General features: G+C 58.3%; 22 protein-coding genes and 1 tRNA gene. 8 read left to right on the forward strand and 15 right to left on the reverse strand.

Annotated features, from left to right (window positions below; all coding sequences use genetic code 11):
• Positions 1-84 precede the first annotated feature (84 nt).
• The 3 genes from F7R06_RS00640 to F7R06_RS31190 form a co-directional block, all read right to left on the reverse strand.
• Positions 85-966: an esterase/lipase family protein gene (locus tag F7R06_RS00640; protein ID WP_090327359.1), complete on the reverse strand. Its 882-nt coding sequence runs from the start codon at positions 964-966 to the stop codon at positions 85-87.
• A gap of 316 nt (positions 967-1,282) precedes the next feature.
• Positions 1,283-2,371 carry a 3-deoxy-7-phosphoheptulonate synthase gene (locus F7R06_RS00645; protein ID WP_090322645.1) on the reverse strand — a complete coding sequence of 363 codons (1,089 nt, stop codon included), beginning with the start codon at positions 2,369-2,371 and terminating at the stop codon, positions 1,283-1,285.
• Positions 2,372-2,719: 348 nt separating this feature from the next.
• Positions 2,720-2,848 carry a hypothetical protein gene (locus tag F7R06_RS31190; protein ID WP_281198270.1) on the reverse strand — a complete coding sequence of 43 codons (129 nt, stop codon included), beginning with the start codon at positions 2,846-2,848 and terminating at the stop codon, positions 2,720-2,722.
• Positions 2,849-3,007: 159 nt separating this feature from the next.
• Between F7R06_RS31190 and F7R06_RS00650 the strand changes: the two genes are divergently transcribed.
• From F7R06_RS00650 to F7R06_RS00675, 6 genes are all read left to right on the forward strand, one after another.
• The gene (locus F7R06_RS00650; protein WP_090322644.1) at positions 3,008-3,766 is read left to right on the forward strand and encodes a carbon-nitrogen hydrolase family protein; all 759 of its coding nucleotides are present in this window, start codon (positions 3,008-3,010) and stop codon (positions 3,764-3,766) included.
• Positions 3,766-4,209, forward strand: coding sequence for a GNAT family N-acetyltransferase (locus F7R06_RS00655; RefSeq protein ID WP_090322641.1), 444 nt, complete (start codon positions 3,766-3,768; stop codon positions 4,207-4,209). Before F7R06_RS00650 ends, F7R06_RS00655 begins: the two co-directional genes overlap by 1 nt.
• A 126-nt stretch (positions 4,210-4,335) precedes the next feature.
• Positions 4,336-4,977, forward strand: coding sequence for a response regulator transcription factor GacA (gacA, locus tag F7R06_RS00660; protein ID WP_008015884.1), 642 nt, complete (start codon positions 4,336-4,338; stop codon positions 4,975-4,977).
• 1 nt (position 4,978) lies between these two features.
• Positions 4,979-6,802, forward strand: coding sequence for an excinuclease ABC subunit UvrC (uvrC, locus tag F7R06_RS00665; protein ID WP_090327357.1), 1,824 nt, complete (start codon positions 4,979-4,981; stop codon positions 6,800-6,802).
• 32 nt (positions 6,803-6,834) lie between these two features.
• A complete protein-coding gene (pgsA, locus tag F7R06_RS00670) occupies positions 6,835-7,395 on the forward strand; it encodes a CDP-diacylglycerol--glycerol-3-phosphate 3-phosphatidyltransferase (RefSeq protein WP_047529703.1) in 561 nt (186 codons plus the stop codon).
• A 63-nt stretch (positions 7,396-7,458) separates the two neighbouring features.
• Positions 7,459-7,534 (forward strand) — tRNA-Gly (locus F7R06_RS00675).
• Between the two features lie 399 nt (positions 7,535-7,933).
• Here the strand turns inward: F7R06_RS00675 and F7R06_RS00680 are convergent.
• The 3 genes from F7R06_RS00680 to F7R06_RS00690 all read right to left on the reverse strand — a co-directional run bounded on the left by F7R06_RS00680 (position 7,934) and on the right by F7R06_RS00690 (position 10,995).
• Positions 7,934-9,073 carry an FAD-binding oxidoreductase gene (locus F7R06_RS00680; protein ID WP_090322640.1) on the reverse strand — a complete coding sequence of 380 codons (1,140 nt, stop codon included), beginning with the start codon at positions 9,071-9,073 and terminating at the stop codon, positions 7,934-7,936.
• Between the two features lies 1 nt (position 9,074).
• Positions 9,075-10,148 (reverse strand): aromatic ring-hydroxylating dioxygenase subunit alpha, encoded by a 1,074-nt coding sequence (locus F7R06_RS00685; RefSeq protein ID WP_090322637.1) that lies wholly within the window; start codon positions 10,146-10,148, stop codon positions 9,075-9,077.
• 70 nt (positions 10,149-10,218) lie between these two features.
• A complete protein-coding gene (locus tag F7R06_RS00690) occupies positions 10,219-10,995 on the reverse strand; it encodes an ABC transporter substrate-binding protein (RefSeq protein WP_090322635.1) in 777 nt (258 codons plus the stop codon).
• A 212-nt stretch (positions 10,996-11,207) separates the two neighbouring features.
• Here F7R06_RS00690 and F7R06_RS00695 point away from each other — a divergent pair, with 212 nt between their 5' ends.
• Positions 11,208-12,158: a LysR substrate-binding domain-containing protein gene (locus F7R06_RS00695; protein WP_090322633.1), complete on the forward strand. Its 951-nt coding sequence runs from the start codon at positions 11,208-11,210 to the stop codon at positions 12,156-12,158.
• A gap of 24 nt (positions 12,159-12,182) precedes the next feature.
• On the opposite strand, the gene hutC is transcribed toward F7R06_RS00695, so the two are convergent.
• The 9 genes from hutC to hutH form a co-directional block, all read right to left on the reverse strand.
• Positions 12,183-12,920 carry a histidine utilization transcriptional repressor HutC gene (hutC, locus tag F7R06_RS00700; protein WP_090322630.1) on the reverse strand — a complete coding sequence of 246 codons (738 nt, stop codon included), beginning with the start codon at positions 12,918-12,920 and terminating at the stop codon, positions 12,183-12,185.
• Positions 12,920-14,056 (reverse strand): histidinol-phosphate transaminase, encoded by a 1,137-nt coding sequence (gene hisC / locus F7R06_RS00705; protein WP_090322628.1) that lies wholly within the window; start codon positions 14,054-14,056, stop codon positions 12,920-12,922. Before hisC ends, hutC begins: the two co-directional genes overlap by 1 nt.
• Positions 14,053-14,853: an amino acid ABC transporter ATP-binding protein gene (locus F7R06_RS00710; protein WP_162842391.1), complete on the reverse strand. Its 801-nt coding sequence runs from the start codon at positions 14,851-14,853 to the stop codon at positions 14,053-14,055. The genes hisC and F7R06_RS00710 overlap by 4 nt, the downstream gene beginning before the upstream one ends.
• A gap of 104 nt (positions 14,854-14,957) precedes the next feature.
• The gene (locus tag F7R06_RS00715; RefSeq protein ID WP_090322622.1) at positions 14,958-15,629 is read right to left on the reverse strand and encodes an amino acid ABC transporter permease; all 672 of its coding nucleotides are present in this window, start codon (positions 15,627-15,629) and stop codon (positions 14,958-14,960) included.
• Positions 15,626-16,285: an amino acid ABC transporter permease gene (locus tag F7R06_RS00720; RefSeq protein WP_090322620.1), complete on the reverse strand. Its 660-nt coding sequence runs from the start codon at positions 16,283-16,285 to the stop codon at positions 15,626-15,628. Before F7R06_RS00720 ends, F7R06_RS00715 begins: the two co-directional genes overlap by 4 nt.
• Positions 16,286-16,358: 73 nt before the next feature.
• Positions 16,359-17,195, reverse strand: coding sequence for a transporter substrate-binding domain-containing protein (locus F7R06_RS00725; RefSeq protein WP_090322617.1), 837 nt, complete (start codon positions 17,193-17,195; stop codon positions 16,359-16,361).
• A 130-nt stretch (positions 17,196-17,325) separates the two neighbouring features.
• On the reverse strand, positions 17,326-18,702 hold the full coding sequence (locus F7R06_RS00730; RefSeq protein ID WP_090322615.1) for an FAD-binding oxidoreductase: 1,377 nt from the start codon (positions 18,700-18,702) through the stop codon (positions 17,326-17,328).
• A 4-nt stretch (positions 18,703-18,706) separates the two neighbouring features.
• Positions 18,707-19,903 carry an alpha-hydroxy acid oxidase gene (locus F7R06_RS00735; protein WP_090322613.1) on the reverse strand — a complete coding sequence of 399 codons (1,197 nt, stop codon included), beginning with the start codon at positions 19,901-19,903 and terminating at the stop codon, positions 18,707-18,709.
• Positions 19,904-19,980: 77 nt separating this feature from the next.
• Positions 19,981-21,510, reverse strand: a complete 1,530-nt coding sequence (gene hutH / locus F7R06_RS00740; protein ID WP_090322610.1) for a histidine ammonia-lyase — start codon at positions 21,508-21,510, stop codon at positions 19,981-19,983.
• A 416-nt stretch (positions 21,511-21,926) separates the two neighbouring features.
• Here hutH and F7R06_RS00745 point away from each other — a divergent pair, with 416 nt between their 5' ends.
• On the forward strand, positions 21,927-22,898 hold the full coding sequence (locus tag F7R06_RS00745; protein WP_090322607.1) for an isopenicillin N synthase family dioxygenase: 972 nt from the start codon (positions 21,927-21,929) through the stop codon (positions 22,896-22,898).
• The last annotated feature ends 59 nt before the right edge of the window (positions 22,899-22,957 follow it).

A 22,957-nucleotide genomic window follows, 5' to 3' on the forward strand; every position in this document is an offset into this window, starting at 1 on the left:
TCGGAAAAGTGTTGAGCCTACCGGATTCGGTAGGCTATTTCTCCTCAAAGTTCCCTTCGAGTCGCCTGGACGGCGGTGTGATGGTCAGAGACCGGCTTTTTTAAGACGTTCGGCGTGTTGTACATAGAGGTCGACGGGGTCGACTTTTTTGCCGATCTGAACAGCGGGCTGGCGGAGCGTGCCCAGATGGTCCAGCGCATGGTCGGAGCGGATGACAGTGCCCAGATGGGAGCTGTAGCGGCCGACCATGCCATCGTTCTGCGCCGCTTCGGTGGTGAAATATTGAGAGAAGGCCCGCAAGAAACCGTGCAGCGGATCAAGTGCATGGGCTCCCTCGTCCAGGATGTTTCCCTGAAGGATGCCGCTCCAGGAGTAGTAGCGTACGCCGTTGACCAGTTCGCGCCCCTTGCCGCCCCAGGTTCTCGGCAGCCCCTGGGGGTACTTTTCATTGAAGGCGCCCACGCCTTCGGTGGTCAGGGCGTTCAGAGCGGCAATGGCATTTTGCGGCAGCTGACGATTGCCGCTGATTAAAGAGAGAAAGTCTGCGAACAGGTTCACGATCGTCTCCGCCACCTGTTCCGGCAGACGTCCGGGCGTTAATGCCTTGCGCAGGTAGTCGGCCAATTCCGAGCCATGGTTGGGGCCACTGACCGACGTCACCGAAGCCACGGCGTATGGTGCAACCGCTCCCGCGTAGCGCGCGGCGAGTGCGCCCTGACTGTGACCGATCAGGTTGACTTTATTCGCGCCAGCCCCTTCCAGAACCCGTTCGATCTGCGACAGCAACTGCTCGCCCCGCGTTTCGTTGCTGTGGGTTGCCGACAGGTGCGGCACGAACACCCTCGCGCCAGCATTGCGCAGCGCTTGCTTGATGTCATGAAAGAGCTCGAAGGTGCCGATTCGCTCGAAGCCGAAGAGCCCGTGGACCAGCAGGATAGGATATTGAGTGTCTGCATTCCGTTGCATGTTCATACCTTATTTCAGCCTTTCAGGGAGGTGATTGGTGCCTCACTCTAAAGCACTCCAATGCCTCGGCGATGTATGAAAAAGCCGCGCTAACCTGATGAAAACGGAATAGAAGCAGTATGAGAGTTCGGATGTGGATGAGGTCTGGATCGGAATGTCCGGCCATCCATTCAACCCGCGCCGAGTGCGTTTGAATAAATGACCTACCTGTCGCCAGTCGTTTTTCCGTGCCGTCGAGGGAGGTCGCGATTTCGGTGGATGCAGCGAATCGCCCCGCCGACCAGTTCCCGAATGAAAACTGGTCGGCGGGCGAGATTCATGCCATTGCTTGAATGCCGCGCTTCACGCGCAGGCGTCCAGCTGCCTGACGCAGCAGCTCTTCAGTACCATCCCAGCCCAGGCAACCGTCGGTGACTGAAACGCCGTATTTCAGCGACGGGCTCAGTGGCTGGCAGCCTTCGAACAAATGACTTTCGATCATCATGCCAATCAGCGAGCGATCACCTTGCAGGCGTTGTTCAAGTACATCGTTGAACACTGCCGGTTGGCGCAGCGGATCTTTTGCACTGTTGGCATGGCTGCAGTCGACCATGATCCGTGCCGGGATCTTCAGCCGGGTCAAATCAGCCTGCACCCTGGCGACGCTGGCCCGGTCGTAGTTCGGCCCGCCATGACCGCCGCGCAATACCAGGTGAGTGTCCGCGTTGCCCGGAGTCTGGATGATCGCCGGGTGTCCCTGGCTATCGACGCCGAAATGACGATGCGGATGCGCTGCCGAGCGCATGGCGTCGCTGGCGACCCCGACTCCGCCGTCGGTGCCGTTCTTGAAACCGACCGGCATGCCCAGGCCGCTGGCCATTTCGCGATGGATCTGCGATTCCGTGGTGCGGGCGCCAATGGCCACCCAGCTCAGCAGGTCGTCGAAGTAACCGGCAGCCATGGGCTGCAGCAACTCGGTGGCAACCGGTAAACCCATGAGGAGCATTTCGCGCATCAGTTGGCGAGACAGGGTCAGGCCGCCGGCCATGTCGTCGCTGCCGTCCAGGTGCGGATCATAGGCCAGGCCTTTCCAGCCGATGGTGGTCCGGGGTTTTTCGACGTAGGCACGCATCACCAGGAGCATCTCGTCGCTGACGTCGGCGGCGAGTCGAGCCAGTTTGCCGGCGTATTCGAGCGCGGACTCAGGATCATGGATCGAGCAGGGGCCGACGATGACCAGCAGACGGGAGTCTTCACCGTCGAGGATCGCCCGAACCGCCTGGCGGTGGGCTGCGACTTGCTGGGTCAGGGCGCTGGTGAGGGGCAATTGCTGTTTGAGTTGCAACGAGCTTGGCAGACGCAGGGTCAGCGCTTCATTGGCAGGACTCAGGGTAGACAGTGGCAGAGTAGAGACGGACGAATTCATGTTCAGGCTTCCTGGGCGGATGGCGGGTTGTTCCCGCGCACTCGGCCCTACTGGGGTGTTCGACAGTTGGCCGGATTGGCTACGTGTGTGTGCTTGCCACCTGTGGGTGACCGATCGGAGGCGGCAGGCTGTCCCGAGCGGAGGGTGGTAAATCGCCAGGCGGTAAAGCTGTCGTAACGGTAATAAGTGGCGTAGTTCATTGCGTTGATCCTCAAGTTGTCGGGTGTCGCTAAAAGTGTTTGGGGCTGTTTGTTCCGGGCCAGAAAAACAAAACCCCCGGTCGGGAGGCCGACCGGGGGTTGAGAATTCTCTGGTGGCGACCCGTTTAAAGTGGGCGCCGTGTGGGTATCAGGCGCGCCAGTGGCTAAACCAATACCCAAAATAAAAGCTGACCGGAGCACACATGTCGTTCACCCGGGCAGCCGCAACCGAGCGCAGGGCGCTGACGGTACTAAGCGGCGAGAGGGCGTTGATCATGGTGTGTCTCCGATGCATTGCCCGAGCTTACTAGAGCCAGGCACGAGGATTCAATCAGAAATTGCTATCGATGATTCAGGGCATTTTCTATCACTTGAGCGCGCTGGAGGTTGTGACACACTCTGCGCTCTCGAAAACATCACGTCATAAGGACGGAACATGCCGCCTCTGATCATCGCTGCCGCGCAATCGTCATCCATTGCTGGCGACCTTGCGGGCAACATCGCCCGGCATCAACGCTTCATGAAGGTGGCGGCCGAGCAAGGGGTGCAATTGCTGGTGTTTCCGGAGTTGTCGTTGACCGGTTACGAGCGCGGGCTCGCGGGTGAGTTGGCGCTCGCGCCGGACGCTGCCGCGTTGCAACCACTGCGTGATTTTGCGCAGGAAGTCGGGGTGACGACGGTGGTCGGGATGCCGATTCGTCTGTCGGACACTGCTCCGGTATTGATCGGAGCGCTTGTGATGGGCACCGACGGTTCACTGGGGGTTTATAGCAAGCAGCATTTGCACCTGGGAGAAGAGGTCGCATTCGCACCTGGATATGGCGGCGAGACGCTGCTTGTCGGTGCCGATACCGTCGCCCTGGCGGTGTGTGCAGACTTCACCCATGCCTCCCATGCCGCTGCGGCGGCAGAGAAGGGTGCCGATGTTTACGCTGCCGGGGTGTTGATCACGGAGAAGGGCTATGGCCCGGATACGGGGTTGTTGAAAGGCTATGCGCAAACCCATTCGATGGTCGTGCTGATGGCTAACCATGGGGGTGCCACGGGAGGTTGGGAATCCGCAGGGCGCAGCGCAATCTGGTCGGCGAACGGTTCGTTGATTGCTGCCGCACCGGGTACTGGCGACTTGATCGTCGTTGCACGTCGCGACGCTGACGGCTGGAACGGACAAGTGGTGTCGGTCATGGAGGCTTGATGGGCTTCGAATGGTGCGCGGCGACTGCGGGTGATATCGATTTCGCCCGCGACCTGACCCGAAGGAACATGCTGCGCTATTACATTTGGCACGACTTGTTATGGCAGGACGAGGCGTTCGATGTCGCCTGGGCGGGGCGTGAAAACTGGATCATCATGCATGACGACAGTCGAGTGGGTTTTGTCAGCCTGAGTCGGGATGCCAGGGCCCTGTACATTCGCGAACTGCACATTCTCGAAACGTACCGGGGGCAGGGCGCTGGCTCCTGGGTGATCGATCAGGTATTTGCCATGGCTCGCCAGGAACGACGCCCGGCATTGCGCTTGACGGTCTTTGAAAGTAATCCGGCGCGAACTTTGTATGAAAGAAAGGGCCTACACGTGGTGGGCACGGACGAATGTTTCCTGAGAATGCAGCGCGATGTCGATGGTTCGCATCGCTGAAACACGCATGCCACAGGCCTTTCAAGATGAATTGAAACTTTTTATATAGCGCTTGGCGCTAGGTCTGCCAGTTGCTTTTTGCTAAGGTGTCGGCAACCCAATAAGACCATATCGCGAGGTGTCTGCTTGATTAGGGTTCTAGTAGTCGATGACCATGATCTCGTTCGTACAGGCATTACACGAATGCTGGCTGACATCGATGGCCTGCAAGTAGTCGGCCAGGCTGAATCGGGGGAGGAATCCCTGCTCAAGGCGCGTGAGCTGAAACCTGATGTGGTGTTGATGGATGTCAAAATGCCCGGTATTGGCGGTCTTGAAGCCACTCGCAAATTGTTGCGCAGTCATCCGGACATCAAAGTCGTAGCCGTGACCGTGTGCGAGGAAGATCCGTTCCCTACACGGCTGCTGCAGGCCGGTGCTGCCGGGTACCTGACCAAGGGCGCCGGGTTGCCGGAAATGGTCCAGGCCATCCGCCTGGTGTTCGCCGGGCAGCGCTATATCAGTCCGCAGATCGCCCAGCAGTTGGCGATCAAATCCTTTCAACCGACCAACGACTCGCCCTTCGATGCCTTGTCGGAGCGTGAAATCCAGATCGCGCTGATGATTGTCGGTTGCCAGAAAGTCCAGATCATCTCCGACAAGCTGTGCCTGTCGCCGAAGACCGTGAATACGTACCGTTACCGCATATTCGAAAAGCTTTCGATCAGCAGTGACGTCGAGTTGACGCTGTTGGCGGTTCGTCACGGCATGGTCGATGCCAGCCTCTGAAATGACTGATAATTTTGATCCCGGCGCCTTTCTGTCGACCGTCAGTGGGCGTCCCGGCGTATATCGCATGTTCGACAGCGATGCCCGCCTGCTCTATGTCGGCAAGGCCAAGAACCTCAAGAATCGCCTGTCCAGTTACTTCCGTAAAACCGGCCTGGCACCCAAGACCGCTGCATTAGTGGCGCGAATCGCCCAGGTCGAAACGACCATCACGGCCAATGAAACCGAAGCCCTGTTGCTTGAGCAGACGTTGATCAAGGAATGGCGTCCGCCGTACAACATCCTGCTGCGTGACGACAAATCCTACCCCTACGTTTTCCTTTCCGACGGCCAGTTCCCGCGCTTGAGCATCCATCGCGGCGCGAAAAAGGCCAAGGGCAAATATTTTGGTCCTTACCCCAGTGCCGGCGCCATTCGCGAAAGCCTGAGCCTGTTGCAGAAGGCCTTTTTCGTCCGGCAGTGTGAAGACAGTTACTACAAGAACCGTACGCGGCCTTGCCTGCAATACCAGATCAAACGCTGCAAGGCGCCTTGTGTCGGTCTGGTGGAGCCCGAGGTGTATGCCGAAGACGTGCGACACTCGGTGATGTTCCTGGAAGGCCGCAGCAATGCACTGAGTGACGAGTTGTCCGCTGCAATGGAAGAGGCGGCGATCAATCTCGAGTTCGAACGCGCCGCAGAACTGCGTGACCAGATCGCATTACTGCGTCGGGTACAGGATCAGCAAAGCATGGAAGGCGGGACGGGCGATGTCGATGTGATCGCGGCGTTCGTCAATCCCGGCGGTGCCTGCGTTCACTTGATCAGCGTGCGCGGTGGGCGAGTGCTGGGAAGCAAGAACTTCTTTCCGCAGGTCGGTATTGAAGAGGACGTTTCCGAAGTCATGGCGGCGTTTCTCGGCCAGTATTTCATCAGCAGCCCGGAACGCGACTTGCCGAGCGAGCTGATCGTCAACGTGGTTCACGAAGACTTCCCGACGCTTATTGCGGCCATTGTTGAGCTGCGCGGTCGCGAACTGACCATCAGTCACCGGGTGCGTGGCACACGAGCGCGCTGGCAGCAATTGGCAGTGACCAATGCCGAACAGGCACTGGGCGCGCGCCTGGCCAACCGCCAGCACGTTGCCGAGCGCTTTGAAGCGCTGGCGCAGGTGCTGAAACTGGACGAACCGCCTCAGCGCCTTGAGTGCTACGACATCAGTCACTCCAGCGGCGAGGCGACCGTCGCCTCCTGCGTGGTGTTCGGCCCTGAGGGGCCGATCAAGTCCGACTACCGTCGCTACAACATCGAAGGCGTGACGGCGGGCGATGACTACGCGGCGATGCATCAGGCGCTGACTCGGCGCTTCAGCAAGCTGAAAGACGGGGAGGGCAAGCTGCCGGACATTTTACTGGTGGATGGCGGCAAGGGGCAGTTGTCCATGGCGCGCGACGTGCTCAATGAGTTGGCGGTGCCGGATCTGATCCTGCTTGGCGTGGCCAAGGGTGCGACGCGCAAGGCCGGTTTCGAAACCCTGTACCTCAATGATGCCGCTCATGAGTTCACGTTGCGCGGTGATTCCCCCGCGCTTCATTTGATCCAGCAGATTCGCGACGAAGCTCACCGTTTTGCTATCACCGGGCACCGCGCCCGTCGTGGCAAAACCCGGCGTACGTCTACACTGGAGGGCGTTGCCGGCGTTGGACCGACACGTCGCCGCGATTTGTTGAAACATTTTGGTGGATTGCAGGAGCTGTCTCGTGCCAGCATCGACGAGATCGCCAAAGCACCCGGGATCAGTAAAAAGCTCGCAGAGTTGATTTATGCAAATCTGCACAGCGAGTAGAATGCCACCTCACCTCGTAGCCAGTTGTGCCGATGAATATCCCTAATCTGATTACCGTTCTACGCGTCCTGCTCATCCCGATCTTCATTTTACTGTTCTACCTGCCTTACCAATGGAGCTACGTGGCATCAGCCTCTGTCTTCGCATTTGCCGCTGCCACGGACTGGCTGGACGGGTACCTGGCCCGCCGTCTGGAGCAAAGCACGCCGTTCGGGGCTTTTCTCGATCCCGTAGCCGACAAGTTGATGGTTGCCGTTGCATTGGTGCTGTTGGTGCAGGAACACGGCAACCTCTGGCTGACGCTGCCGGCTGCCGTCATCATCGGTCGCGAAATCGTCGTCTCTGCCTTGCGGGAGTGGATGGCGGAACTCGGTGCCCGCGCTCACGTCGCGGTGTCGAACCTGGGCAAGTGGAAGACCGCCGCGCAAATGCTGGCGCTGGTGATCCTGCTGGCCAATCCGTCGGATTTCAGCTTCTGGGTTCTGATGGGGTATGCCTTGCTGATGGTGTCTGCAGGCCTGACTTTGTGGTCCATGGTCCAATACTTACGGGCAGCGTGGCCACATCTGAAGACCGACGTGGAAAAGAAATAAAACTTTTTTGAATCAAGGGGTTGACGGGGCTTCCAGATTCTATAGAATGCGCCACACCAAGACGCGGGAATAGCTCAGTTGGTAGAGCACGACCTTGCCAAGGTCGGGGTCGCGAGTTCGAGTCTCGTTTCCCGCTCCAAACATTGCCTGGCAGCGCTTCATTGAAGACTGTAGGGCTAAAAAAGAAAGAGGCTTAGGCCTCTTTTTTTTCGTCCGGCGAATTTTATCGGCTTCGGCCAGCCATGCATTTCAAGTACATCAATCAGTACGTTGAAATCCGGGTTCGCGCGTAGCAGTGTCCCGATAGATAAAGCATTGCCGGATCAGTACATCTCTCGTCATTTGATCGAGACGAGGCGGCAGGTAGCAGGCGAGGAGAAGACCCTCAGATGACGGTAACTCACCGCGACCTTTCCTTTGAATTGACGAAGTCGGTAGCACCCAGCTGTTTGGCGGTCTCGAGCTTCGCTGGATTGATATCCGCCTCAACGACCCCACCGGCCTCGACCTTGAGCGGTGGTGATCGTAATAGGGCATATCACTGCCGAAAATCCACCGTTACTGCAGTGGTCGGCCGTGTACAACAAAGCAAAATATTGCCGTCTTCAGGAGTGTCCAGCGGCGTTTCGAAATACTCGACGGAGCCTTCTCGAAGGGTGACCTGACAGGTATTACACAGGCCGGCCCGACAGTTGAATGGCGGCGTCAGACCGGCCTCTTCAGCAAGTTCGAGAAGTGATTGGCAGTTCTGATTCCAGACCACACGGGTGCCCGTCGGAAGAAACTCTACGATCGGTGCACCTTCAGTTGTCCCGATCGGTGTCTTGGGCTCGGTTACCGCGGGTATTGATGACGTCACTGGTATGACGTCGTCTTCTTCGAGGATGGTCGCAGGGCCGAAGAATTCATAATGGATGCGCTCGCCGGCGATCCCAAGGCTGCGTAGCAGGCGCCAGTTCGCCTGCATAAAGAGCCTGGGGCCACAGAGGTAGATGTCGTAGTCATCCAGCGGAAGCAGCTGTTGCAAGGTATCCCGGCTGACCAGGCCCTGGCTGTGAAAGGCATCATTGGCCTGGTCGTCGGCATCAGGGTTACGGTAGCAGAAGTGCACGCTGATCCCTGGGCGACGGCTGGCCAGTGACAACACCTCGTCGCGAAAAGCATGCACTGCACCATTTTCACAGGCATGAATGAAATACACCGGCCGCGACGAACGATTACTCAGTTGATGAAGCATGCTCAGCATCGGCGTGAGTCCCACGCCACCACTGAACAGCACCACGGGCTTCGAACTCTCTTCGTCCAGCACGAAGGTGCCCGTGGGGCCAGCGATCTCGAGTAAATCACCGACCTGCACATGGTCGTGCAGGTGATTGGAGCCTTGGCCCGGCGGCAGTTCGGGTCGGTCGAAAGGTGCAGGTTCGCGCTTGACCGAAATGCGTATGCGCGACCTGTCGTTAGCGTCCCCGGAGAGACTGTAGTTGCGCAGCACCTTGACACCGCCGTCCAGCATGAGGCGAACGATGAGGTACTGCCCCGGGCGAAAGCCAGGGTTGGAAACGCCATCGACCGCAGTCAGGACGAAGGAGGTGATGACGGCGCTTTCTTGTGTCTTCTCAATCACCCGAAAACTTTTAAAGCCTTGAGGAGGGTGCTGTGTCCGAGATTCAGTGCCCATCTCACGCCTCCATCTTTTGTTCCGCGGTGTGTTGTTCGGTCAGCGGAATCAAGCTGCCATGCTGTTCCTGAGCAATTAACTTACTTAGGTTGCGACGAAAACGTAGCGGCCCTGAGTCGGAGGCAAGATCGATGTTGGGGCTGCGTTTATTGGCCATGCCCTTGTGTACGGCACTCAGAACTACTCGATCTTCGGCGAAGGCGTGGCGCACGTCTTCGTCAAACTGGCGGGAAACATCTTCGTTTTCGGTATCGAAATTACGCACCTGGAACCAGTAGTAACGCGTGTTCGATTCGTCGATGGGTGTCATGAAGTTGTAGGAGTTCATGAGGAACACATGTTCGTGCAGTGCACCTTCGTCGGAACCTGTCCCTGCCGGGGTGAACAAGGCCTTGATAATGGCCTGTGCGGGGTAGTGCACCTCATAGTGCTGCTTGCGATCGCAATTGCCTTTGAACTTGACGAACTTGGCATAAAAAGGTGCCACTTCGACATCGCGCATCCAGCGAGAAACTATCACGCCGGCATCCGTTACTGTCGTTTGCAGCGGTTCTTCTGCACAGGCGGAGTTACCAAAAGAGGATTGATGCACCCACGCTACATGAGCCGGATCGAGCAGGTTGTCGGTCATGTAAAGGTAGTTGCAAGGAATGACCATGCTATCGCCACGATTGAGTCCCCATGCCGGGTCACCCCATTCCGGCACATGGCAAATTTTCGTTTCGTCTGCCAGTTCGAGATCGCCCATCCAGATCCAGATCAAACCGTAGCGTACTGCCAGAGGATAACTGCGAACCTTGGCTCCTTGTGGAATGCGTCGGCTACCAGGAGCACGGACACAGCTGCCAGAGCAGTCGAAGGTCAGTCCATGATAGCCGCACTCGATGTTATCCCCCTTGCGACGGCCCATCGATAACGGGAGCTTGCGGTGTGGACAGGCATCTTCGAGGGCTACCGGTGTGCCGTCACTCTTGCGGTAAAGCACCACAGGTTCATTAAGAAGGGTGACGGGATACAACTCTTCGCCTAGCTCAGCTTCACTGGCAGCTACATACCATGCGTTTCGTAAAAACATGGGCTCTCTCCCTATTATTTTGTTGTTGGCCTTTTACAGGCGAGGATGGTTAACGACCTTTGCTCATGCTTCATTCATAAATATCGAAGGTGAAGTACTTCTTCTGAATCGCGTCGTAGGTGCCGTTTTTGTGCATTTCCGCCAGCGCGCCATTGATCGCGTTAATCAGCTCCTGGTCTTCCTTGCGCAGGCCTATCGCGATTCCACTTCCTAGTAGCTTTTCGTCTTGGACGGTATCGCCCGCAAAGGCAAAACCAGTGTTTCTGGGTGTTTGCAAAAAGCCGATATCCGCTACTACCGCATCAGTCAAGGTGGCATCGATACGACCGCTGACAAGGTCTGGGTACAGTAGGTCCTGGTTCGTGTAAGAGACCATGGTGACCCCGTGCGGCGCCCAGGCGGCTCTAACGTAGGCTTCCTGGGTGCTGCCTTGGGCCACGCCGATTCGCTTGCCCTTGAGCGACTCTACGGTGGGAATCAGACCGCTGTCGGACTTGGCGATGAGACGATTGGGTGAGTTGTAAAGCTTGTCAGAGAACGCGACATTTTCTTTGCGCTTTTCGTTTACGGTCATCGCCGAAAGGATGCCATCAAACTTTTTCGCCTTGAGTGCCGGGATGATGCTGTCGAAAGCGATTTCAACCCAGACACACTTAGCCTTGAGTTGAGCGCAAATAGCGTTACCAAGATCAATATCGAAACCGACCAATTGCCCATCTGGTGCTTTTGATTCGAAGGGTGCAAATGTCGGATCTACACCGAATCGAATGACACTGAGGTCTTTGGCCTGGACGCCGGTGGAAGCGGAAGCGAATGCGAATAAAGCCGCAAGGACAAATTTTTTCATTTTTATTTTCCTTTGTCTGTCATAGGGTTTTGCGCTGTATGTTGCTTGAGCAACGTTATGGCCGTTGCCTGACTGTGTTGTTCACTGCCTTCGGAGCCGGCAGTGACAGGACCAGAATACGAGAGTCTGAATATTCGAAAAGATGTTAAAAACTGTTGCTTCGTGTAGCTGAGCTAAAGTATTAATCGGCGAGTTCGTTACCAGAGACGCTTATGAACAGCTTGCCTTCCCTGCGTGCTTTACAGGTTTTCGAGGCCGTAGGCCGCTATGGTGGAATTGTCGAAGCTGCAAGGCGCCTCGGCATCTCTGCCGGTGCCGTCAGTCAGCAAATGCGCTTGTTGGAAGACAGCCTGGGTTTGAGCTTGACCTTCAAAGTAGGCAAGCGCATTCGCTTGACGGCGGCGGGCCAGCGATATCACGACAGCTGCGTGGCAGCGTTTGAAATACTGCGCATTGCCCAGGTAGACGTCGAGAGGTCGAAGAGCGCCAGCAACTTACGCATCAGTGCATTGCCCTCCTTATTGTCAGATTGGTTGGCGCCGCTTATCTACACTTGGCAGAGCGATCACCCGGAACTCAATCTCTTCCTCGACGGCAGCCATGCGGAGCCCGCGCCCGATGGCTACGAAATCGATTTTCGGGTCACTTACGGGGACTATGAGTCTACCGAGCACGCTATTGAACTGTTCCGCGATTGCGTCGTTCCGGTCTGTAGTCCAACTATGTTGCGAGCCGATGCACCGCTAAGGACTCCGGCCGACTTGCTGGCCTATCCACTGTTGTCGATTGACTGGTTGCCGAAGTTCGCCTCTCCGCCCTCGTGGCGTGATTGGTTCAGCGCCCAAGCAGTTGACAGTTCACAAATACGCGATGGTTATCGTGTCTATTCGTTGTCATCAATGGCTGTTCAGGCCGCGATATCGGGACAGGGCGTAGTGTTGGCGCAATGTTCAATGATTACCGATGCGTTAACGGATGGGCGTTTGATAATGCCATTCGCCCAGGCGTTGCAATTGCCGTCATCCTATTTTTTAGTCGGGGCCAAGGATGTTTTCGACAAGGCTCACTGCCGCGATTTCCATCGATGGCTGGTAGCGCGTGGGCGGGATCAGATGGCAATCAATGAGCAGCTGTTGACCCGATCAGGGGCTCAAGAAGAGTGACACACAGGGTTCAATACACAGGCCTTAACTGTCTCTGTGTGCGCCATTTACCGGCAGGCGACTTCCCAGGCGATAGCGTGAGGAGGGATGGATCAGGCGCACGTAGGTGACAATTTTGCCCTGACTCCAGGTCCGGCGCATGAGGACCAGGCAGGGTTCATTGGCATCGATTTGCATGTGTTTGCTTTCGTCGCTGCTGGGGTGGCTGGCTTCGACGATATGCTCCATTTCATCGGGCCTGATGATTTGCAGAAGGTATCTGGCGGGTTGCAGGTGTTCGCCAAAGTCTTGCTGCAAAAAATCCGGCACCAGCTCGGGATTGACGTAACGATCTTCGAGCTGCACCGGCACGCCTTCTTCGCAATGCACACAGACCAGATGAAAAACCGAAGAGCCGGTGGGCAGCGCCAGGGCGGCGGCCACCGGCATGGAAGCCGCCTCGCGTCCCAGGTGCAGGACGCGGCAGGTGTAGCTGTGACCTCGAGCGAGGATTTCGTCAGCGATGTTGGTGATTCGCAGCAGATTCGATTGCGGTTTGCTTTCGGCGACGAAGGTGCCTACGCCTGAAATCCTCACCAGGTGCCCTTCTTCAGTCAGTTCGCGCAATGCCCGGTTGACGGTCATGCGCGACATGCCCAGTTCTTGCACCAAGCGGTTCTCTGAAGGGATCAGGTCGCCGGGTTTCCAAACGCCCGCGCGAAGCTGGCCTTGCACAAAATCCTTCGCGCGCTGATAGAGCGCTTGCGGTGCATTTTTAATCATTAGTCGGTCCGTAATGCTTGTGCGGCAAGTACTTTTGCCAGTGCCTGGAGAAAAAGGTCGTTATCCTCACAGCTTCCGATGGATACCCGCAAGTGCTGAGAATAGCCGGCTTCGCGCCATGGCTTGATGATGACGCCTTCGCGTAGCAGTGCCTGATTGATGTCTTCGGCAGGATAAGGCGTGCGGAAGTACAGAAAGTTTGCCATGGAGGGTGCCGTCACGATGCCTTGCTCTTGCAGCGCGACGGCCACCCTCCGGCGTTCGCTGGCGACATGGGAAAGACAGGCTTGCAGGTATTCATCGTCGGCCAGCGCAGCAACCGCCGCGGCTTGGGCCACGCGGTTAACGTTAAAGGGCGTGCGAACGCGGTTGATCAAATCGGCCAGTAGTGGATCGCTGACGATTCCGTAACCAACTCGCAAGCCCGCCAGGGAGTATGCCTTGGAGAAGGTCCGCAGCAGTATGAAGGGTTTGCCGCTGGCCTGAATCAAGCCCAGGCAATCCGGATAGTCGGCCTCCCATCTGGCGTATTCGTAATAGGCCTCATCGAATACCAGCAAACACTGTGCGGGCAATGCGCCGAGCAACTGCTGCAATTCGTCGGCGCTCAGGGTGCAACCCACCGGATTGGACGGACAGGAAAACATCAACAAACGCGTGCGGGGCGTGAGCGCGGCGACCATGCCCGCCACATCGAACGTGCCTTCATCGGTCATCGGCACGCCCACTACCCGGGCACCGGCAGCCATTGGGTAGATGAAATGCAGTCCAAAGGACGGCACCACGGTGACGACTTCATCGTCATGGTCCAGGAACACGCGACTGATAACGCTCAGTAAATCTTCCGAACCATTGCCGAAGACCAATTGATCTTCTGGTACGTCGAGTTTTTTCGAGAGTGCGGCGCGTAATGCCTGGCAACCGGCATCGGGATACAGCGCGATCTCACTGCAGGCCTGGGTCATCGCGGGGGTGACGGCGCGTGCCGGCCCCATCGGGTTTTCATTGCTGCCCAGTTTGGCGATGCGGGTCAGGCCAAAGCGCTTGCGCACCGCGTCCGAGCCCAGGCCCGCGTTGTAGCTGGCCAGGTCACGCACTTCGGCGCGGGCCAGCAGATTCAGGTCGTTGGAATTCATACCGGGCTAACCTCTTTGGTGTCCTGCCAGAAGGCGTTGCGGTCCAGGTAGTTCTGCAAGAATTGCTGCAGACGTGGCTGTTCGGCGTTGTGAAAGATTTCGTGAGGGGTACCCTGAGCGACCACTTGGCCTTGATCGAGGAACACCACCGAGTCGGCGACCTGAGCGGCGAAACCCATCTCATGGGTGACCACCACCATGGTCATGCCTTCTTTGGCGAGGGTTTTCATGACCTGCAGTACTTCACCGACCAGTTCCGGGTCGAGGGCAGAGGTGGGTTCATCGAACAGCATGATGTGCGGCTCCATGGCCAATGCCCTGGCAATCGCCACGCGCTGTTGCTGGCCACCGGACAACTGCGCCGGATAGGCCGAGGCCTTATGGGCCAGACCGACTTTATCCAGCATCGCCATGCCGCGTTGCCGAGCCTCATCGGCGGACAGCTTTCGCACACGCAGCAAGGCTTCACTGACATTGCCAAGGGCGGTCATGTGCGGCCACAGGTTGAATTGCTGAAAGACCATGCCAACATTGCGCCGCACCTGATTGATCTGCGACTGCGCCGCGCGCTTGCGGCCTCTGCCGTTGTCCGGTACCCAGCCAAGCAACTGGCCTTCGATATAGATTTCGCCCTCGTCGTACTCCTCAAGAAACGCCATGCTGCGCAGCAGGGTGCTTTTGCCCGAGCCGGAAGGGCCGATCAGGCACACCACTTCAGAATGCCGGACCTGCAAGTCGATACCCTTGAGCACACGCAGGTTGCCGAAGCTCTTGCCGACATTGTGCAGTTTCAGCATCGGCGCGCTGTTGTCGGAGAGTGTTTTTGAAGTCTTCATCGCTTCACCTGATTCGTTCAATACGGATGAGTGTGGTGCAGCAGTCGGTGTCGAATGGAGGTGGCTCATTGCGGCTGCTTCTGCATGAATCGCCCTACGCGTACTTCCAGCAGCATGCCCAGCCGCGAGCAGGCTTCCACCAAGAGCAGGTAGCCGATGCACAGCACCAGCAGGGTTTCGACAAAGGCGAAGGTTTCCGAGCCAATGCCGGTGAGGACCATCGTCAGTTCGGGGATGGTGATGATCGACAGCACGGCGGTTTCCTTGCACAGGATGGTGATCAGATTGACCAGCGCGGGCAGGATGATCACCAGCATTTGTGGGATCTGGATGCGCGTGATGCATTGCAGGCGGGTGATGCCCAGGCAGTCGGCGGCTTCCAGTTGCCCGCGGGCGACGGATTCAAAACCGGTACGGAAAATTTCCGCGAAATAAACACTGCCATAAATGCCCAAACCGAGGATGCCGGCCGGAATGGGGTCCAGGCTCAAACCGAAAGACGGGCCGCCGTAGTACACCAGGAACAACTGGACCAGAAACGGCGTACTTCGAATCATCTCGATGAACACTCGCAACGGCGCGCGCACCAGGCTGTTGCCGAACAGTTGCGCGACGGCAATCAATAAGCCCAGCAATAGACCCAGTGCGACACCGGCGGACCAGGTGCCGAGCGTAACCATGAAGCCCTGGCCGATGTCGGCGAGGTGATGGGTGATGATCGTGGGGTCGAAGATCATGCCGTGCGCTCCTTCAGATGGCGTTCCAGCAGGCCGCCGAAGAACGCCAGCGGGATGTTGATCAGGCAATAGAAGCCGGCCAGCATCAGGTAGTCCTGAACGAACATGTAGTCGCTGGCCGCAATGTTCTGCGCTGTGCGGGTCAGGTCGGCCAGACCGACCACCGACACCAGCGACGAAGCCTTGATCAGCAGGATCATTTCATTGACCAGTGCCGGCAGTGTCAGGCGCACGGCTTGAGGGACGCGAATGCGCACCAGCATTTGCCCTGAACTCAGACCCAGTAGACCGGCCGCTTCCAACTGACCGCCGGGGATGGCGAGAAAGCCACCGCGCATGATTTCAGCGATATAGGCGCCGGCCGCCAGGGACAGCCCGATCACCGCCGCCACCATGGGCGAAACGTTGGGCAGGCCGATACGCGGCAGGAAGTAATAGATGAACAGCAGTTGCACCAGCAGCGGTATGCCACGGAACACGAATATATAAGCTCCCCCCAAACGTCTGAGCAGCGGCAGGGGGGAAAGACGCAGGCTGCCCACAATAACGCCGATGACAAAGCCGATGGCCAGTGCCGCGACGGAAATCTCGAGGGTCACCAGCAGGCTGTCCAGTAGAAGGGGCAGGTTTTGCAGCAGTAAAGGCCAATCGAACATCGTCGTGCCTCCAGTGGATAAATCGCCGGCTCGGCTGAGCCGGCGATCCGTTCATGAACCCTGCAATCCTTGTTTACCAGGTGGGCTCGAAGTCGGCTTTTGGCACGTCCATCTCGGTACCCAGCCATTTCTTCTGCAGGGCGGCAAGACGACCGTCTTCGTGCATTTTCAGCATGGCGGCGTCGAGAGCGGCGATCAGGCTGTTGGCGTCGTCATCCTTGCGTCCCAGGTAGGCGAAGTAGGATTTCTTGCCAAAGGGAGGCATCACCACTTTGTACTTGTCCGGGTGTTGGGCGGCGACGTAGGAGATGTTCGGCAGTGAGTTGGCGACGGCGACGATGCGCTTGGTCCCCAGTTCTGCGTAGGCCTGGTTGTTGTCGATGTATTCACGCACATCGACCTTTTTCGGCAGGGTGGCAGCGAAGGTTTTCAGTTCTTCGAGTTGCGCCGAACCTTTGCCGGCGCCCACGACTTTGCCGGCGATGTCTTCAGGTTTGCTGACGGGGCTGTCCTTGGCGCTGACCAGCAACGCTACGGTTGCCTCGGCGATCGGCATGACAAAGTGGTAACGCTCCTTGCGTGCCTTGGTCACGATGATAGGACCGGCGACGATGTCGAATTTCTTGGCTTCCAGCCCTGGCAACACACTCGGCCATGGCAGGTCCATGAACCTGACCTTGACCCCCAATTCTTTGCCCAACTGCTCGAACAGCTCGGAGTTCAGGCCTTTCTGTTTACCGTTCTCGGTGAAGTCGAAAGGCGCAAATTGCAGTTCGGTGCCCACCACCAGTTCACCGGATTTTTTCACGTCGGCGAGTTGATCGGCCTGGGCTGCCATGCAGGCGCCAGTCAGGGCCAAAGCGATACACAGGCTGTTGAATTTTTTACTGAACAGAGAATCGAGTTGCATGGTGTAACTCCTTCATCAGGTGCAGTGAGGCTTATGGTGTGTGTGTTGGTTCTGGTTATGTGTTGCAGGTCAATCAATGCTGCTAAAGCAGTTAACGTGCCACAGCGGTATATACAGCTTGAATCGTCACTCAACCGAGGATTTTTCCCGGGTTGAGGATGCCCTTGGGGTCGAAGCAATCCTTGAGTTGCTGCATCGCCTGGCGAGCCTCGGGGCTGACTGAGTGGTGGAGAAACTCGCGTTTGAGCAGGCCGATGCCGTGTTCGGCCGAGACCGAGCCGCCCAGTTCGCCGACCGCGCTGTAAACCAGCTCTTCGACCTCCAGGATGGGGGCCGGCTGGGGCAAGGAGGCACAGTCGAGAGTCAGGTGCAGGTTGCTGTCACCGATGTGACCGAAATACACGCTGTGGTTAGCCGGCCAGCGTTGCCCCAGGCGCTGGCGACAGCGTTCGGCGAAGTCGCCGATCAGGCCGATCGGCAGGCTGACGTCGAAGTTCAATGGGGTCATGCGCAGGGGAAACTCGCCGGTTGCTTCACGGATTTTCCAGAGTGCCCGAGCCTGGGTCTGGGAGCTGGCCAGTACCGCGTCAACCACTTCACCGGCGGCAAAGGCCTGCTCCAGTGTTTCTTCAAGCAGGTTCCGGGGGCCGGCCGACTCGAGCAATACATACAGCGGATGATCCAGCGACATCGGTACGGTCGGGTTTTCCAGCCAGGAGACCCCCAGGCGGAAGAAGTCTTGCCACATCAATTCATACGCTTGCGGCGTACCGACGCTGCGTTGCACCCGGCGCAGCAGGTTGACCGCGCTGGGGTAGTCGGGCAGGGCGCAAAGCAGGGTGGTGGTTTCGCCGGGTGTCGGCGCCAGTTTCAATACCGCGCGGGTGATCACCCCAAGAGTGCCTTCACTGCCGATGAAGCACTGTTTCAGGTCATAACCGCAGTTGTTCTTGATCATTTTGTTGAGCAGGTTGAGCACCCGGCCATCGGCCAGGACCACCTCCAGGCCGAGTACCAGGTCTCGAGTCATGCCGTAGCGGATGACGGCGTTGCCGCCAGCATTGGTGGCGATGTTGCCGCCGATCTGGCATGAACCACGCGCGCCGAGATCGAGGGGAAACACAAAGCCGGCCTCGAGAACCGCTTGCTGAATCTCCTCCAGCGTAGTGCCGGCCCAGACGCTAATGGTTGCTGCCGCCGGGTCGATTTCTTCGATGCCGCGCAGGCGCTCAAGGGACAGGGCGATGTCTGTCTCGCGAGGCACTGCGCCACCGGCCAACCCGGTCATGCCGCCTTGGGGCACCACCGATTGCTCTGCCTCATTGCAGATGCGCAAGGCGCTTGCGACCTGCTCCGTGGTGCGCGGCAGCAACAGCGCGGCAGGACAGGCCGGCGCGTGGCCGGTCCAGTCGCTGTAGTGCCGTTGACTGATATCGGCACCGGTCACCACTGCGGCATCACCCAGCGCCAGGCGCAATTGTTCGAGGGTCTGTTGCAAATCGTTCATCGGTTCAACTCACGGTGAAGGATGTGGAGGGCGTCGCGGACAGCTGGCGACGGTGAAGCTGGTTCAGGTCGGGTGTTCCGAGCAGTGACAGGGCCAGGCGCAACTCTTGTGCAAGCAGGTCGAGTGCATGTCCGGCACCTGCCTGCCCGCTGACTGCCACTCCATACAAGGTAGCGCGCCCGAGCAAAACCGCGTCAGCACCCAGAGCGCAGGCTTTGAGAATGTCGGTGCCACGGCGGATGCCACTGTCGAGCAATAGCGTGAGCTTGCCTTTGGCGACGGCGGCAATCGCTGGCAGGCAGTCGATGCTTGCAGGGACGCCATCGAGTTGCCGGCCGCCGTGGTTGCTGACCACCACGCCATCAAGACCCAGTGCGATGGCTTTCTCGGCATCCATCGGGTGCAGCACCCCTTTGAGCAACAACCGTTGTGGCCAGCGGTCGCGCAAGCGGGCGAGGGCATCCCAATCGAGACCGGTGTCCATTTGCGAGCCGATGAAATGGGCAGCACCTTCGATAGTGCGTTTCCCGGATGGCAGATAGCGTTCGATGTTGCCCAGATTTGGCAGGCCATGTGGCCACAGCGTCTGGGCCATCCACCGTGGATGATTCAACACGTCGAGCTTGTTGCGCAGGCTCAGTTGCCGGGGGCGGATGAAGTTTCGTTTGTCCCACTCCCGGTTGCCCAGCAGTACCGCGTCGCTGGTCAGCAACAAGGTCTTGCAGCCCACGGCGGCCGCGCGCAGGAGCAGGTCTTCCTGGACCTTTGGGTCACGCAGGCAATAGAGCTGGAACCAGAGATTCACCTCCGGCACCGCCGCGACCACTTGCTCCAGAGAGCTGGTGGAAACGGTACTCAGGGTAAAGGGCAGGCCGCGCTCCGTTGCAGCGCGGGCCAGGTGAATATCGGCATCGCGATAAAGCATGGCGTTGTAGCCGGTGGGACCGATCGCCATGGGCAACGGCAGCTCTCGACCAAGCAGCAAGCGCTGGGGGTGCGTTACCGAGCAGGGCACCAGGGTCTGCGGCAGCAGGGCAATGTCCGCGAAGCCTTGGTGGTTGCGGCGCAAGGTCAATTCTTCTTCGGCACCACCCTCCAGGTATTCCCACGCGAAATGCGGCAAGCGTCGGCGGGCCATCACTGCCAGCTCGGCAATGCTATGGGCTCGACGATAGTCCGGGCCTGAATAATAGCGGCGCATGGCATATCCCATCGGCTACGTAAGAGTCGGCGTTCGCCGCAAAAAGGCGGCGAACGGGTTCAGCTCAGTTGTACGAATCAGGCATGCAGGCGTTCTGCGGGCAACCAGCGAGTGAACGCCGCGTTCTCGACCCAGGCTCGCGCCGTGGCGATATCCGGGGCGAAATAGCGATCTTCATCGTAGTGAGCCACTTCACGGCGAATCATCGTCAGCACCTCTCTGAGTTTTTCCGAAGTCTGCAATGGCGCATGCAAATCCACGCCTTGAGCTGCGCCCAGCAGTTCGATCGCGACCACCGCACTGCTGTTGCCGGCCATGTCCAGCAATCGACGTGCCGCAAAGGTCGCCATCGAGACATGATCTTCCTGGTTGGCTGAGGTTGGCAGGCTATCGACTGACGCTGGATGCGCCAGGGTCTTGTTCTCCGAAGCGAGGGCGGCAGCGGTGACCTGGGCGATCATGAAGCCGGAGTTCAGGCCGCCTTCGCGCACCAGAAAGGCCGGCAGGCCCGACAGTGCCGGATCAACCAGTTGTGCGATTCGCCGCTCGGACAGGGCGCCGATCTCGGAGATGGCCAAAGCCAGTACATCGGCGGCCATGGCCACCGGTTCGGCGTGGAAGTTGCCGCCGGAGAGCACGTCGCCGTCGGCGCAGAACACCAGCGGGTTGTCCGAAACGGCGTTGGCTTCACGCAGAAAGACCCCGGCGGCGAAGCGCATGTGGTCCAGGCACGCGCCCATGACCTGAGGCTGGCAACGCAGCGAGTAAGGGTCCTGCACCCGGTCGCAGTCGCGATGGGATTCACGGATCTCGCTCGTGGCCAGCAGATCACGGTAGAACATTGCCACGTCGATTTGCCCTGGTTGTCCACGAACCGCCTGGATGCGTGGATCAAAAGGCACGTCTGAGCCCTTCAGGGCTTCCACGCTCAGGCTGCCGGCGACCACCGCTGCGCTGAACAGCTTTTCGCAGGCGAACAGACCGCGCAGGGCCAGCGCCGTCGAAACCTGGGTGCCATTGATCAGCGCCAGGCCTTCCTTCGGGCCCAGCACCATGGGTTCGAGACCGGCAATCGCCAGGCCTTCGACGGCATCCATTTCACGGCCTTCATGGCGCACCCGACCGACGCCGATCAACACGGCGGACATATGCGCCAGTGGTGCCAGATCGCCGGAAGCGCCGACCGAGCCTTGTGACGGTATGCACGGATAAACCCTGGCGGCATAGAGCTTGCTCAGGGCCTGAATGACTTCCCAGCGAATCCCGGAAAAGCCACGGGCAAGGGAGCCAATCTTGAGCGCCATGATCAAGCCGACACTGGCGTCATCCAATAGAGGGCCGGTGCCCGTGCAGTGCGACAGCAGGAGGTTGCGTTGCAGTTTGGCCAACGAATCGGTGGGGATCGAGGTTCGTGCCAGCAGGCCGAAACCGGTGTTGATGCCGTAGACCGTGCGCTGGTTTTCGATGATCTCGTCTACTGTACGGGTACTGGCTTCGACAACGTCGCGTGCGGCCGGGTCCAGTTCGAAAGGACTTTGCAGCTGGTAAATGGCGCGCAATTGATCGAGGGTGAGTTGACCGGGTTTGAGCTGCAGCGATGCGTACATTGAGAGTGTCCTGAGGTCAGGGTGGTGGGAAACAGTGTAGCTATATGCTCCTGTATATACAGGTAAGGCAAGATGCAGGCCAAAGTCACAATTTCGCTCGCCGGTCAGCGTTCCAGACCCTGTTAACCCAAGACTGAAAGACAATTACAGGCGCCTCATTGGGCAGGCCTGTAACCAAAAGTTGCACCAAATGGGAACTCTGCGCGCCCTGATGGGGCAATGGAAACAGGCGGGTAACAGATCGATTGGCATCTTTTTCTGTTATCGGAAAGTGCTTTTCGCTTTAGCCCGAGGATCGCCGCCGCCTGCCTGGATAAGCGGCACAGTAAATGCTTTATCCTGTATATACCGGTTCGTCATTCGCTGACGCACCCTGTTCTCCCACCACGGTATGCACGATGCACCCAGGAGTTAACATGACCTCTAGCGCCAATCTGCCCCTGATCGATATGTCCGGTGTCCGCGAAGGTGATCAGGCGAGTATTCGTCGAGCCGGTGACGCCATCCGAAAAGCCTGTAGCGAGACCGGCTTCTTCTACATCATCAATCACGGCGTACCGCAAACGGTGATTGACAAAGCCATGGCCGCTGCCGGGCAGTTTTTTGCCTTTCCGGTTGAGGTCAAACGCCAGGTGGCAGTGAATAACCGCCATCGAGGCTGGCATGCACTGGGTGGGGCGACCATGTATGAAGCCACCAAGCCGGACCACAAAGAGTTCTTCAGTATGGGTCTTGAGCTGGCGGAAGATGATCCTTGCGTTCTTGCCGGCGAGGCCTTGCGTGGGCCGAACCAGTGGCCCGCATTCATGCCACAGCTGCGTGAGGCATTGGCTGAATACTATGAGGAAATCGGTAAGGCCGGCGCTGATCTGTTACGCGCCGTGGCGGTCGGGTTGGGAATCGAAGAGGGTTTTTTCACGGATAAATACACAAAACCGCTGCAGCGTACGCAGATGGTCTATTACCCTCCGCAGCCGCCCAAGGCTGAGGCCGACCAGTTCGGTGTGGCCCCGCACACCGATTACGGCTGCATCACCTTGCTCTATCAAGATAACAGCGGTGGTTTGCAAGTCCGCGAACTGGGCTCCAATCGCTGGATCGAAGCCACGCCGATCCCGGGTAGCCTGGTCGTGAATGTCGGGGATCTGCTGGCGCATTGGTCCAATGATCGTTTTCGTTCAACCCTGCACCGAGTGATCAACAGCTCAGGTCATGAACGCTACTCCATCGCGACCTTCTATGACCCGACCTACAGTGCGGTTGTCGATCCTTGTGACTTGGGCATTGACCCGGCCCAGAGTCTGTATCCGCCGGTGGCCGCGGGTGATTACATTCTCAAGCGTATCGATGACTCGATGGCCTATCGTAAAAAAGCCAGTGCCAAGTAGAGGATCCAGTTTCTGGGGGACGCGCAGGTTTGGAAATGAGGTGTTTGAGGAAGTCTCCT

It is taken from the genome of Pseudomonas moorei (assembly GCF_008801475.1).
GTDB classification, from domain to species: domain Bacteria; phylum Pseudomonadota; class Gammaproteobacteria; order Pseudomonadales; family Pseudomonadaceae; genus Aquipseudomonas; species Aquipseudomonas moorei.